Origin of the sequence: Nitrincola salilacus (assembly GCF_046271865.1) — a bacterium.
Classification (GTDB): Bacteria; Pseudomonadota; Gammaproteobacteria; order Pseudomonadales; family Balneatricaceae; genus Nitrincola; species Nitrincola salilacus.
Window position 1 is genome coordinate 4689837 of record NZ_CP176580.1, and the last position, 13247, is coordinate 4703083.

The following is a 13247-nucleotide window of genomic DNA, read 5'->3' on the forward strand; positions in this document are numbered from 1 at the left end:
GCTCAATCAGCTGTCTTTACAATCAATCTTTCAGCATTCAACCAAACGCCTTCGGCGTTATATGGTCAAGCCTCACGAGCCATTAGTACAGGTTAGCTCAACGCCTTACAACGCTTACACACCCTGCCTATCAACGTCCTGGTCTCGGACGGCTCTTCAGGGACCTTAAAGGTCCAGTGAGATCTCATCTTGAAGGGGGCTTCCCGCTTAGATGCTTTCAGCGGTTATCCTGTCCGAACGTAGCTACCCGGCAATGCCACTGGCGTGACAACCGGAACACCAGAGGTTCGTTCACTCCGGTCCTCTCGTACTAGGAGCAACTCTTCTCAAATCTCAAACGCCCACGGCAGATAGGGACCGAACTGTCTCACGACGTTCTAAACCCAGCTCGCGTACCACTTTAAATGGCGAACAGCCATACCCTTGGGACCGGCTTCAGCCCCAGGATGTGATGAGCCGACATCGAGGTGCCAAACACCGCCGTCGATGTGAACTCTTGGGCGGTATCAGCCTGTTATCCCCGGAGTACCTTTTATCCGTTGAGCGATGGCCCTTCCATACAGAACCACCGGATCACTAGAACCTGCTTTCGCACCTGCTCGACGTGTCTGTCTCGCAGTCAAGCACCCTTCTACTCTTGCGCTCATTGGCTGATTTCCGACCAGCCTGAGGGTACCTTCGTGCTCCTCCGTTACTCTTTGGGAGGAGACCGCCCCAGTCAAACTACCCACCACACAATGTCCTCGATCCCGATAAAGGACCTGAGTTAGAACCTCAACAGTACCAGGCTGGTATTTCAAGATTGGCTCCACATGAACTGGCGTCCACGCTTCTAAGCCTCCCAGCTATCCTACACAAGTAATGTCAAAGTCCACTGTGAAGCTATAGTAAAGGTTCACGGGGTCTTTCCGTCTAGCCGCGGGTACGCTGCATCTTCACAGCGAGTTCAATTTCACTGAGTCTCGGGTGGAGACAGTGTGGCCATCGTTACGCCATTCGTGCAGGTCGGAACTTACCCGACAAGGAATTTCGCTACCTTAGGACCGTTATAGTTACGGCCGCCGTTTACTTGGGCTTCGATCAAGAGCTTCGCTTGCGCTAACCCCATCAATTAACCTTCAAGCACCGGGCAGGCGTCACACCCTATACGTCCTCTTTCGAGTTTGCAGAGTGCTGTGTTTTTAATAAACAGTCGCAGCCACCTGGTATCTTCGACCGCCTTCAGCTTACGGAGCAAGTCCTTCACCAAAAGCGGCGTACCTTCTCCCGAAGTTACGGTACCATTTTGCCTAGTTCCTTCACCCGAGTTCTCTCAAGCGCCTGGGTATTCTCAACCTGACCACCTGTGTCGGTTTGGGGTACGGTCGTCTATTACCTGAAGCTTAGAGGCTTTTCCTGGAAGCTGGGCATCAACCACTTCGACTCTAAAGAGTCTCGTCATCAGGTCTCAGCCTTAAGAGAGCGGATTTGCCTGCTCTCTCAGCCTACACCCTTAAACGCGGACTACCATCGCCGCGCTGGCCTAGCCTTCTCCGTCCCCCCATCGCAGTAATAGCCGGTACAGGAATATTAACCTGTTTCCCATCGACTACGCTCTTCAGCCTCGTCTTAGGAGCCGACTCACCCTACCCTGATTAACATTGGATAGGAAACCTTGGTCTTCCGGCGGGGGCGTTTTTCACGCCCCTTGTCGTTACTTATGTCAGCATTCGCACTTGTGATACCTCCACGGTGCCTCCCGGCTTCCGCTTCAACGGCTTACACAACGCTCCTCTACCATGCCTAGATAAATCTAAGCATCCGCAGCTTCGGTATCTGGTTTGAGCCCCGTTAAATCTTCCGCGCAGGCCGACTCGACTAGTGAGCTATTACGCTTTCTTTAAATGATGGCTGCTTCTAAGCCAACATCCTAGCTGTCTGAGCCTTCCCACATCGTTTCCCACTTAACCAGAATTTTGGGACCTTAGCTGGCGGTCTGGGTTGTTTCCCTTTTCACGACGGACGTTAGCACCCGCCGTGTGTCTCCCATGATTGCACTCTTGGGTATTCGGAGTTTGCATCGGGTTGGTAAGTCGGGATGACCCCCTAGCCGAAACAGTGCTCTACCCCCCAAGGTGAGACATGAGGCGCTACCTAAATAGCTTTCGAGGAGAACCAGCTATCTCCGAGCTTGATTAGCCTTTCACTCCGATCCACAGGTCATCCGCTAACTTTTCAACGGTAGTCGGTTCGGTCCTCCAGTTGATGTTACTCAACCTTCAACCTGCCCATGGATAGATCGCCCGGTTTCGGGTCTACTCCCAGCGACTCATTCGCCCTATTAAGACTCGGTTTCCCTACGCCTCCCCTACTCGGTTAAGCTTGCCACTGAAAGTAAGTCGCTGACCCATTATACAAAAGGTACGCAGTCACGGAACTAAGTCCGCTCCCACTGCTTGTACGTACACGGTTTCAGGGTCTATTTCACTCCCCTCACAGGGGTTCTTTTCGCCTTTCCCTCACGGTACTGGTTCACTATCGGTCAGTCAGGAGTATTTAGCCTTGGAGGATGGTCCCCCCATGTTCAGACAGGATATCACGTGTCCCGCCCTACTCGTTTTCACTATAAACAGGTTTTCGTGTACGGGGCTATCACCCTCTACGGCGACACTTTCCAGTGTCTTCCACTAACCCGAATTCAGCTTAAGGGCTGTTCCCCGTTCGCTCGCCACTACTTAGGGAATCTCGGTTGATTTCTTTTCCTCCGGGTACTTAGATGTTTCAGTTCCCCGGGTTCGCCTCTCAAAACCTATGTATTCAGTTAAGAGATACCTGATAAATCAGGTGGGTTTCCCCATTCGGACATCTTCGGATCAAAGCTTGTTTGCCAGCTCCCCGAAGCTTTTCGCAGGCTACCACGTCCTTCATCGCCTCTGACTGCCAAGGCATCCACCGTGCACGCTTATTCACTTGACCATATAACCCGAAGGCGTCTGTTCAATTGAATGCTTATTACGATTGATTCGCCAATTGGCGCTTGTATTGCGTCGACAAAACGCAATCAAGTTTGTTACTTTCTTCAGATCCAGATTGTTAAAGAGCGTTTAAAGCATGAGCTTTAAACCCTGGACTCAGCACGCATCAAACTGCGCGTGTGAATACACGGTTTAGAACTCTACTTTCCGATCAGGTAATACAAGTGAACGCTTGCCAAGGTCTCGCTATCGTTTAAGGAGGTGATCCAGCCCCAGGTTCCCCTAGGGCTACCTTGTTACGACTTCACCCCAGTCATGAATCACACCGTGGTAACCGTCCCCCCTTTCTCCGAAAAGTCAGGGTTAGACTAGCTACTTCTGGTGCAACCCACTCCCATGGTGTGACGGGCGGTGTGTACAAGGCCCGGGAACGTATTCACCGCGACATGCTGATTCGCGATTACTAGCGATTCCGACTTCACGCAGTCGAGTTGCAGACTGCGATCCGGACTACGACCGGTTTTCTGAGATTCGCTCACCTTCGCAGGGTTGCAGCCCTCTGTACCGGCCATTGTAGCACGTGTGTAGCCCTACTCGTAAGGGCCATGATGACTTGACGTCGTCCCCACCTTCCTCCGGTTTGTCACCGGCAGTCTCCTTAGAGTTCCCACCTTTACGTGCTGGCAAATAAGGACAAGGGTTGCGCTCGTTACGGGACTTAACCCAACATTTCACAACACGAGCTGACGACAGCCATGCAGCACCTGTCTCAGAGCTCCCGAAGGCACCAAGCTATCTCTAGCGAGTTCTCTGGATGTCAAGAGTAGGTAAGGTTCTTCGCGTTGCGTCGAATTAAACCACATGCTCCACCGCTTGTGCGGGCCCCCGTCAATTCATTTGAGTTTTAATCTTGCGACCGTACTCCCCAGGCGGTCAACTTATCGCGTTAGCTGCGCCACTAAGACATCAAGTGTCCCAACGGCTAGTTGACATCGTTTACAGCGTGGACTACCAGGGTATCTAATCCTGTTTGCTCCCCACGCTTTCGCACCTCAGTGTCAGTATCAGTCCAGGTAGTCGCCTTCGCCACTGGTGTTCCTTCCTATATCTACGCATTTCACCGCTACACAGGAAATTCCACTACCCTCTACCGTACTCTAGCTCAGCAGTATCAGGTGCAATTCCCAGGTTGAGCCCGGGGCTTTCACATCTGACTGACTGAACCACCTACGCGCGCTTTACGCCCAGTAATTCCGATTAACGCTTGCACCCTCCGTATTACCGCGGCTGCTGGCACGGAGTTAGCCGGTGCTTCTTCTGTGGCTAACGTCAATCTGTACGGGTATTAACCGTACAGCCTTCCTCACCACTGAAAGTGCTTTACAACCCGAAGGCCTTCTTCACACACGCGGCATGGCTGGATCAGGGTTGCCCCCATTGTCCAATATTCCCCACTGCTGCCTCCCGTAGGAGTCTGGGCCGTGTCTCAGTCCCAGTGTGGCTGATCATCCTCTCAGACCAGCTAAGGATCGTCGCCTTGGTGCGCCTTTACCACACCAACTAGCTAATCCTACGCAGGCTCATCTGATAGCGAAAGGTCTCGAAAGATCCCCTCCTTTCCCCCTAAGGGCGTATGCGGTATTAATCCGAGTTTCCCCGGGCTATCCCCCTCTACCAGGTAGATTCCTACGCGTTACTCACCCGTCCGCCGCTCTCAAGAATAGCAAGCTACTCTCTACCGCTCGACTTGCATGTGTTAGGCCTGCCGCCAGCGTTCAATCTGAGCCATGATCAAACTCTTCAGTTTTAAATCAGCGTATCAACAGCAAGCTGCCGATACTTAATGCATGCTCAGACAAAAACAACACTAAATGAATTTAGGTTACTTGTCTGATTAAGCTTGTGTGCTTAACCTCGACAAGCGCCCACTTGTATTACCTGATCAACTTGTTAAAGAGCGGCTTGAGCACCCGCCGTAGCGGTGTTTATTGTCTCAAGCGAGGTGCGTATTCTACATGACTCAGATCACCTGTCAACAGACTTTTGTAATAAAACTACAATATGTTTGTTGCGGGATAGAACAGCCACGAATGCGCGGAATTCAATTATAGATCAGCTTTCAGATTCCTGCTCACTTTCTTTGGCAACAGGTTTACGGAAAGCGACTTTAGACAAAAAAAGGCCCAGTTCGAACAACAGCCACATGGGTAACGCAAGAAGACTCTGCGAAATGATGTCCGGTGGTGTCAGCAACATTCCGACGATAAAGCAGACCACAACGACATAAGCCCGCTTACTGGCAAGACTTTCCGCCGAAACGGCACCTGAACGGATCAGCAACATTGTGGCAATCGGAATCTCGAACACTATCCCGAAAGCGAAGAACAGCTTGAGCACGAAATTCAGATAGCTGCTGATATCTGTCATGATCGCCACGTTTTCCGGGCCAACACTGGTAAAGAAGCCAAACAACAACGGAAAGACAACAAAATAGGCGAAGGCAATACCAGTATAAAAAAGCACAATACTGGATAACAGCAACGGGATAGCCAAGCGCTTTTCGTTCAGATACAGTCCCGGGGCAATAAATGCCCAGATCTGATGAAGTATATAGGGCATCGACAAGCAGATAGCTGCCACCAGCGTCAACTTGAAAGGGGCAAAGAAGGGAGAGGTGACGTCTGTCGCAATCATGCTGGTGCCTTCCGGCAACAGCGCTGTCAGCGGAGCCGACAGCCAAGTATAAAGATCATTGGCAAAGTAAAACAGACACAGAAATATCACCAGCACTGCCAGCACACTGTACATCAGGCGCTGACGCAACTCCACAAGGTGAGAGATCAGGGGCTGCTCCTGTTCCTGGGGTGTTTCACTCATCAGGGTTTGCTTTCACTGTCAGTTGAGGTGTTTTGTTGTGGTGTGCTTGCTGGAGTAGCGGGCGCTGTGCCTGGTGATGTATCTGATGAAGGGTCAGCCACGGGCTGTTCATGGCTGGACTCATCAACCACATCACGCACCTGATCACCAGCTTCCTTGAAGGGCTTGGTCATTGAGCGCAGCTCTTTATCGAGCTCGTCTTTGGTGATTGCGGCCGTTCTGCGCAACTCATCGATGCGCAGCTCTTCATTGATCTCACGCTGAATGCTGTTGACTGAGCGCTTTATCTTGCCGAACCATAGACCACAGGTCCGCACCGCCACAGGCAGTTTTTCCGGACCAAGTACCAGCAGCGCAACAACACTGACAATGAGAATTTCAGCAAACCCGATATCAAACATCTGCGAATGTCTTATTTATCAACGTTGCTTTCTTCTTTCTTCTGAGCAGCGCTCTGTCCTTCCTTGAACTCAGCATCATCTGCATTCAGCTGCTTCTTGGCCGCGATATCAGCCGATTCCTTTTCCTTCTCGGCTTCCTCTTCGCTCATGGCCTTTTTGAAGCCCTTGACCGCACCACCCAGGTCACCGCCAAGGCTGCGCAATTTCTTGGTTCCGAAAATCAGGATAATAATCCCCAGAACGATCAACAGTTGCCAGATACTGATTCCACCAAAGCCCATTATTATTCTCCGCTAAGATCAAGAAGGTTATGCCCTGCCGCGACACGGTGTGCAACAGGGAAAAAACAACGATTTACTTATCTTGCTGGCGTGATGCCTTTTCTTCAAGTCCGGATATATCAAAACGTCTTGCCAGCTCATCAATAACCGCTTGAGAGCTCTCCCCCAATTGAGACAACATGACAAGGGTATGAAACCACAGATCTGCTGTTTCGTATATCAGGTCGGCATTGTCGCCACTGGCCGCAGCGTCTTTTGCTGCAATCACGGTTTCGACTGCCTCTTCACCGACCTTTTCCAGTATTTTATTCAGCCCCTTGGCATACAGAGATGCCACATAGGAGCTGTCAGCATCGGCTGTTTTCCGCTGCTGCAGTATGTGATCCAGCTGCGCCAGTACGTCAGTCATATCATTACGCCTTGTCTGTATAGATGGCTGCAGGGTCCTTCAGCACCTCATCCACCACTTCCCATTCACCCGCAGGTGTCAGGCGGCGAAAAAAGCAGCTTTCACGCCCTGTGTGGCAGGCGATACCACCCAGCTGTTCAATTGTCAGCAGCACGACATCACCATCGCAATCCAGTCGTAACTCATGCAGTTTCTGCACATGGCCGGACTCCTCCCCCTTACGCCAGAGCTTCTGACGTGAACGGGTCCAGTATACGGCTCGACCTTCCGTTGCTGTCAGCTCAAGTGCCTCACGATTCATCCAGGCAACCATCATGATACGCCCGCTATTAACGTCCTGAGCAATGGCAGGCACCAGCCCGTCTTCATCCCATTTGACTTCATCCAGCCAGCTTATCGACATCACCCTATCCATCGTAAATTATTCAGGCGTCCAAGCATAACCGATCATCTTCGTAACAGCCAGACACTGATACAGGCACCCGTCAGGCACGCCAGATCATGATCCATCCGAGAGCTGCAAGCAACCATGCCTGCCAAGGCCAGGCATCCAGCGCTGCCTTCACTTCAGGCTCTGCCACGACGACTGCCGCTACCAGAAAGGAGGCTCCAATCAATAGCCGCCTTTGCCAGCGCTTGCGGCTGCGCTTTCTTTCATGCTCGATTTCTCGCAGTAATCCTGCACTGTCATCAGAGCCTTTGCGCGTATGCTGCAACGTATCAAAAATAAGTTGCGGGAGCTGGGGTAGCTTCTCGAGCAGTTCTGGCGCCTGTAGCTTCAGCGCGCGATAGGTGGCTTTGGGTCCGATGCGATCTTTCATCCAGTTTTCAAGATAGGGTTTGGCTGTTTTCCACAGATCGAGATCCGGGTACAACTGCCGGCCAAGTCCCTCAATATTCAGCAGCGTTTTCTGCAACAGTACCAGTTGCGGCTGCACTTCCATGTTGAAGCGTCTCGCAGTCTGAAACAGGCCCAGCAGTACCAGGCCGAAGGAGATCTCCTTCAGCGGTTTTTCAAAGATCGGTTCACAGACGCTTCGGATTGCAGTTTCAAAAGCATGAACGTTGGTTGACTCGGGTACCCAGCCTGAATCGAGATGTAACTGCGCCACCTGTCTGTAGTCACGCCGGAAAAAGGCCAGCAGGTTGCGCGCCAGATAGCTTTGATCTTCTGCACTCAACGAACCGACAATACCGAAGTCAACGGCAATATATTGAGGCTGCTCAGGGTTGTCTCGTGATACGAAGATATTGCCTGGGTGCATATCCGCATGGAAGAAGCTGTCACGGAACACCTGTGTGAAGAAGATTTCCACACCCTGCTCTGCCAGCATCTTCAGGTTGGTGTTCTGCGCACGCAGCTGCTCCATATCAGCCACCGGCACACCATAGATCCGTTCCATCGCCAATACATTTCGGCGGGTGTAATCCCAATAAATCTCCGGGACATAGAGAATCGATGAGCCCTCGAAATTACGTCTCAGCTGAGAGCCGTTGGCCGCTTCCTTACGCAGGTCCAGCTCATCAAAAATGGTCTGCTCATACTCGGATACCACTTCAACAGGGCGCAATCTACGCCCATCCACCCAGAGCTGACATAATAGCCAGGCCAGTGTATAGAGAAGGTCTACATCCTGACGAATCACTCGTTCAATGCCGGGCCGAATCACCTTGATCACCACAGCTCGCCCATCATGCAGCACAGCACTGTGTACCTGAGCAACCGACGCTGAAGCCATGGGAGCAAGATCAAAGGACTTAAAAAGCTCATCTACCGATTTGCCCAGCTCTGATTCAATGATGGCTCGCGCTTTGGTTGCCGGGAAAGGTGGTACCTGGTCCTGCAGCCTGGCCAGCTCGATGGCGACATCGTCCGGCAGCAGATCACGGCGCGTGGACAGCATCTGCCCAAACTTGATGAAGACCGGCCCCAGTGCTTCAAGTGCCAGACGAAGCCTTAAACCTCGAGGCGCTTTGGCCGGAATCAGATAGCGCCAGGGAAGCAGCCGGAAACAGACACGCACATACCAGGGCATCGCCGCATGGTGAAAGAAGGTGTCGAGACGATAGCGTGCGATAACCCAGAGAATCTTTAAAGAGCGGACAACAGGTTGCACTCTTGATAGTCCTGTTCAGCTGTTGGATGGATGGCTATAGAGGTCACTCAAAGCAGATGGCGTTACGCCCACCGCCTTTGGCTTTATACAGCATGGCATCAGCACGACCAAAAACATTATCCTGGTCATCGCCTTGTGCGACTTCGGTGAGGCCGAACGACATTGTGACATGAACCGGTTTGCCTTGGAAATTAAACGGACTTTTTTCAATCGCCTGCCTGAGTTTTTCCGTTGCCTGACGCGCTTCCTGCAGGCCAGTCGATGGGAAGATGACGACAAACTCCTCTCCACCGAAACGTGAGATGAAATCACTTCCGCGCAGATTGTGACGCATCATTTTGGCGACCAGTCTGAGCACTTTGTCACCTGCAAGATGCCCATATTGGTCGTTGATATTCTTGAAATGATCGAGATCTGCAACACACATGGAAAAGGTCGTGTTATAGCGCCGCCAGCGTTCCAGCTCGCTGGCAATATGATCGTTATAGGATACTCGATTAGGCAACCCGGTCAGTGGATCAGTGCGAGCCTTGAGCTGCTCCTCCTCTATTCGCGCCTTGACGTCCTCCGCTTCACGCTCCATCGCCTCGACTTTTTCCAGCAGCTCGTCATACCGCTTTTGAAGACGCTGATCACGGTGCTCCTCATGCACTCGGTAGCTGTTCATGTTTTTGACAACAGTTGCGAGCTGACGCGTCACGGCCTGCTTGAGATCAGTCAGGTCGGTAGACTCCTTGACCGTGGAACGGATTTTAGAAATGTTATGCCGAACTGTTCTATCCAGCTCAAGATGCAGTGCGCCCGCCTTACTCTCCTCCTCCCTGCTTTGCGCCAGAAAGGCCTGAACATGAGAAAGTTGCTTATTCAGACTGAGCAGATAGTCTTCAAAATCGTCATGGACATTCAGTCCGGCAATCCGGATGAGGCCAACCACCTCATTCAACAGATCCGGTAATTCAGACATATCAGGGCGATTTTCAAGTCGCCTGATCAGCTCCTGGGCACTCTCCATCCTTTCGCGCGGGATTCTGAGGCATTCGATCAACTCCAGGATCTTATCGGAGATCACCGGAATCAGCAGCGCCTGCCGTTCATCCTTCTCATTATCCAAATCGTGCGTGTCAGCATCTGCTGAAGGCGGGTTGTCATGCAGGCCGCTCTGCAGCGCCAGCATCTGACGAATGAGTTTGGAGAGGGCATAAAATTTTTCAGACGCTTCGGGTATCTGCTCGCGAGCATCGCCCAGTTTTTCTTCAGAAATTTTATCACCGCTCTGACGCTGAATCTGACTCAACCAGAGTGACAGAGCATCTGCCACCTCTCGAGAGACTGCGTTTTTTTTCTGATCCAGTTCACGGACGCGTTTTTCCACTTCGCGCCCGACTGAACGCAGCTCCCGCACTTCGCCATCACCCAGGTATTTGGCCAGTATCTGCAGATTCTCATCAAGCAGTTTATCCTGGCCCTGCAGCCCTGTAATCATGGAATTGATGAGCTGGCGCAACTGTTCGATCATCCGCTCAGCATAGCGCTCGGACTGCTCGAACTCATGAGAAAGGTCTTTGTATTTGCGCTTCCAGTCTTCGGTTTCTGTTGCCACTTCTTAGCCTCAATTGCGCAACTGCCGGAGTTCACGCACCGCTTTTTCTTCTACTATAAACACAAAAACCGCATCTGAGGAGTGATTACAGTCAATAAATCACTCCGGATGCGGTTTTGATCAACAGAACAGAAGAATCAGTTGCTATTGAGTTCTTTCTCTATCAGATAATTCACAACCTTCAGCATCTCAGCAGAACCGCCCGCCATGGAGGCTGTCACACGGTACTTGCCGTTTACAACCATTGAGGGCACACCAGTTACCTCATAACTCTGAACCTTGGCCATGCCCTGATTCAGTTTAGTGTCCACAGCAAAGGAGTTGTACAGCTTATCGAACTCTTCAGGATCGATACCATAGCCTGCATAGAACTCAGCCAGATCCTTTTCGTTGTTGAAACGGCGGTTCTGCATGTGTACGGCATCAAACATCGCCTGATGAGTTTCCTTCACCACGCCTTTCATATCTGCAACATAGTAACCACGAGCCAGAGGCGCCCAAGCCTTACTGAACACGACGGGGATATGGTGGTAATCGATATCGTCAGTCAGATTTTTTTCCCAGGACTGCAGCATGGGCTCGAAGTTATTACAGTGCGGGCAGAGATAGCCAAATACTGCAACCACTTCAACCTTATCGGCACTGCGTGTCGGTACAGCCTTACTGATCTCCGCATAGTGCACGCCCGCCTCGAATACCGGCTTTTCTTCGGCTACCACGCCAGCAGCCAGCACCATCATAGCCACGCCCAGCAATATTTTCCTAAGCATCCTAACCTCTCTTCATCGCTGCAATGACAACACCACCTGCTTGTGTCAGGCACGGTCATTACAAATCATTAAGTTGAAACCTGTAGACTCAGGTGAGCAGAAATAGTTCTGCTGCAAACACTACATTGAGCTACATTGGGCCACCAAACACAAAGGGCAGCCTAAGCTGCCCCTGCTGAATCTGAACTTAATTTCGGTTCAGTTTAACCCACGGATGTACTGAGCAACAGCGCGCATTTCAGCTTCGCTCATCTTCCCAGCCACATCCCGCATCATGCCATTCGGATCATTATCACGCGAGCCTTCAGCAAATTTCTGCAGCTGAGACAGCGTGTATTCCGGATGCTGGCCACTCAAGGCAGGGAATTTGGCAGGATCATTACCCTGACCACTTGGCATGTGGCAGGCACTGCAGGCAGCAACACCTTTATCAGCCAGACCCGCGCGATAAATCGCCTCGCCCTGCTCTACCTGCTCTGCATCTGCCTGGCCGATAACAACTGGCTGGCTGGAAAAATAGGCAGCAATATCCTTAAGATCCTGTTCACTGTACCCATCCAGCATACCGGTCATTTCAACGATGGTGCGACGACCACTGACGTGATCCTCCATCTGTTTGAGCAGATATTGTTCATTCTGTCCGGCAAGATTAGGAAAGTTGCCAACAGCACTATTGCCGTTTGCACCATGGCAGGCTGCACAGACAGCGACTTTGGACTGCCCGGCCGCTGCATCACCAGATGCATGTGCAACGCCCGTGATACCTACACTTACGAGTAAGCTGATCAGTAATTTGTTCATTGACTAGACCCAGACTTTTGCTTGAAAAACTGTCGATAAGCCTTCGCCGACCAGTGAAAACAGCGACGCAGACAACTCAATTCTTTGCTTACCTTGACTGGAGCATTGCTCAGTTCACAGGTAAAATTGCTGGATATTATAAACTAATATCCTCACAAACTGGAACGCATTTGTTCTTTGTGGCGATCCTACCTTAGTGAGATGACAATGACCACAAATCCACCGGCTATCCATTTCAACCAGACGCGCTTCTGTATCAGCGCAGCCAAGCTGTCTCAGTGCCCATCTGACAGCACTGCAGAGATCGCCTTTGCCGGTCGTTCGAATGCCGGTAAATCAAGCGCAATCAATGTATTGACTCAGCAAACCAAGTTGGCGCGTACATCCAAGACACCTGGCCGAACGCAACTGTTGAACTTCTTTGACCTGAATCTCCAGGGTCTGCGCATTGTGGATCTGCCCGGTTACGGTTATGCCAAGGTACCGGTTGCGATGAAAGAACACTGGCAGAAACATCTGGATGAGTACCTGCAGAAACGTGAAGTGCTGCGCTGTGTCGTTCTGGTGATGGATATTCGCCACCCGATGAAAGAATTTGACGAAATGATGGTGCAGTGGTGCCAGAACACAGGCATGCGTCTGCATGTTCTGCTCACAAAAGCAGACAAACTCAAACGTGGCCCCGTTCAAAGTACGCTGCTACAGGTCAGAAAAGCCTTGAAAGAGCGTCTCGGAGACAGTGTCAGCGTGCAGGCTTTCTCAGCCCTCAAGCATACCGGAGTACAGGAACTGCAGCAGTTGATAAGTGAACTGATGATTCCCTGGTATGGCTCTGATGGTTACGCTACTGATGAGCACAGCACTGAATAACTGAAAAAAAGACGCTCCCGAGACGGGGAAGGGGAACTTAAGCCTCGGGAGCGAACGCATCCATGTGTAAGGAAGCCTGATTCTGCGCACCTAGTTAACGCAGCTTGTTCAAACACTCAGACTCCCGAGAGCCGCCGTATCATCTGGCACAAGACAATACATAAAAT

General features: G+C 51.4%; 10 protein-coding genes and 2 rRNA genes. 1 reads left to right on the top strand and 11 read right to left on the bottom strand.

Annotation, left to right across the window (positions count from 1 at the left end; translation table 11 throughout):
• Nucleotides 1–61: 61 nt before the first annotated feature.
• The 11 genes from ACK3CJ_RS21585 to ACK3CJ_RS21635 all read right to left on the bottom strand — a co-directional run bounded on the left by ACK3CJ_RS21585 (nucleotide 62) and on the right by ACK3CJ_RS21635 (nucleotide 12210).
• A 23S ribosomal RNA gene (locus ACK3CJ_RS21585) occupies nucleotides 62–2955 on the bottom strand.
• 253 nt (nucleotides 2956–3208) lie between these two features.
• Nucleotides 3209–4761 (bottom strand): 16S ribosomal RNA (locus ACK3CJ_RS21590).
• Together the 16S and 23S rRNA genes form the textbook arrangement of a ribosomal RNA operon.
• A 305-nt stretch (nucleotides 4762–5066) precedes the next feature.
• Nucleotides 5067–5831, bottom strand: a complete 765-nt coding sequence (tatC, locus tag ACK3CJ_RS21595) for a twin-arginine translocase subunit TatC (protein ID WP_409524258.1) — start codon at nucleotides 5829–5831, stop codon at nucleotides 5067–5069.
• On the bottom strand, nucleotides 5831–6232 hold the full coding sequence (gene tatB, locus ACK3CJ_RS21600) for a Sec-independent protein translocase protein TatB (RefSeq protein WP_409524259.1): 402 nt from the start codon (nucleotides 6230–6232) through the stop codon (nucleotides 5831–5833). Before tatB ends, tatC begins: the two co-directional genes overlap by 1 nt.
• Before the next feature lie 11 nt (nucleotides 6233–6243).
• The gene (gene tatA / locus ACK3CJ_RS21605; protein ID WP_409524260.1) at nucleotides 6244–6513 is read right to left on the bottom strand and encodes a Sec-independent protein translocase subunit TatA; all 270 of its coding nucleotides are present in this window, start codon (nucleotides 6511–6513) and stop codon (nucleotides 6244–6246) included.
• A gap of 73 nt (nucleotides 6514–6586) precedes the next feature.
• Nucleotides 6587–6922, bottom strand: coding sequence for a phosphoribosyl-ATP diphosphatase (locus ACK3CJ_RS21610; protein ID WP_409524261.1), 336 nt, complete (start codon nucleotides 6920–6922; stop codon nucleotides 6587–6589).
• A 4-nt stretch (nucleotides 6923–6926) separates the two neighbouring features.
• Nucleotides 6927–7325 (bottom strand): phosphoribosyl-AMP cyclohydrolase, encoded by a 399-nt coding sequence (hisI, locus tag ACK3CJ_RS21615; RefSeq protein WP_409524262.1) that lies wholly within the window; start codon nucleotides 7323–7325, stop codon nucleotides 6927–6929.
• Nucleotides 7326–7407: 82 nt separating this feature from the next.
• Complete coding sequence (ubiB, locus tag ACK3CJ_RS21620) at nucleotides 7408–9039, bottom strand: ubiquinone biosynthesis regulatory protein kinase UbiB (RefSeq protein ID WP_409524263.1); 1632 nt, start codon at nucleotides 9037–9039, stop codon at nucleotides 7408–7410.
• A 43-nt stretch (nucleotides 9040–9082) separates the two neighbouring features.
• A complete protein-coding gene (locus ACK3CJ_RS21625) occupies nucleotides 9083–10639 on the bottom strand; it encodes a diguanylate cyclase (protein ID WP_409524264.1) in 1557 nt (518 codons plus the stop codon).
• Nucleotides 10640–10776: 137 nt separating this feature from the next.
• Nucleotides 10777–11409, bottom strand: a complete 633-nt coding sequence (locus ACK3CJ_RS21630; RefSeq protein WP_409524265.1) for a thiol:disulfide interchange protein DsbA/DsbL — start codon at nucleotides 11407–11409, stop codon at nucleotides 10777–10779.
• Nucleotides 11410–11607: 198 nt separating this feature from the next.
• Nucleotides 11608–12210: a c-type cytochrome gene (locus ACK3CJ_RS21635; protein ID WP_409524266.1), complete on the bottom strand. Its 603-nt coding sequence runs from the start codon at nucleotides 12208–12210 to the stop codon at nucleotides 11608–11610.
• Nucleotides 12211–12417: 207 nt separating this feature from the next.
• On the opposite strand from ACK3CJ_RS21635, the gene yihA reads away from it, so the two are divergent.
• Nucleotides 12418–13080: a ribosome biogenesis GTP-binding protein YihA/YsxC gene (gene yihA / locus ACK3CJ_RS21640; protein WP_409524267.1), complete on the top strand. Its 663-nt coding sequence runs from the start codon at nucleotides 12418–12420 to the stop codon at nucleotides 13078–13080.
• Nucleotides 13081–13247: the final 167 nt, after the last annotated feature.

Coding starts and splice junctions, on each gene's coding strand:
- ACK3CJ_RS21630 (WP_409524265.1), bottom strand. CDS start 11,409: ATGCTTAGGAAAATATTGCTGGGCGTGGCTATGATGGTGCTGGCTGCT.
- tatC (WP_409524258.1), bottom strand. CDS start 5,831: ATGAGTGAAACACCCCAGGAACAGGAGCAGCCCCTGATCTCTCACCTT.
- tatB (WP_409524259.1), bottom strand. CDS start 6,232: ATGTTTGATATCGGGTTTGCTGAAATTCTCATTGTCAGTGTTGTTGCG.
- yihA (WP_409524267.1), top strand. CDS start 12,418: ATGACCACAAATCCACCGGCTATCCATTTCAACCAGACGCGCTTCTGT.
- hisI (WP_409524262.1), bottom strand. CDS start 7,325: ATGTCGATAAGCTGGCTGGATGAAGTCAAATGGGATGAAGACGGGCTG.
- ACK3CJ_RS21610 (WP_409524261.1), bottom strand. CDS start 6,922: ATGACTGACGTACTGGCGCAGCTGGATCACATACTGCAGCAGCGGAAA.
- tatA (WP_409524260.1), bottom strand. CDS start 6,513: ATGGGCTTTGGTGGAATCAGTATCTGGCAACTGTTGATCGTTCTGGGG.
- ACK3CJ_RS21635 (WP_409524266.1), bottom strand. CDS start 12,210: ATGAACAAATTACTGATCAGCTTACTCGTAAGTGTAGGTATCACGGGC.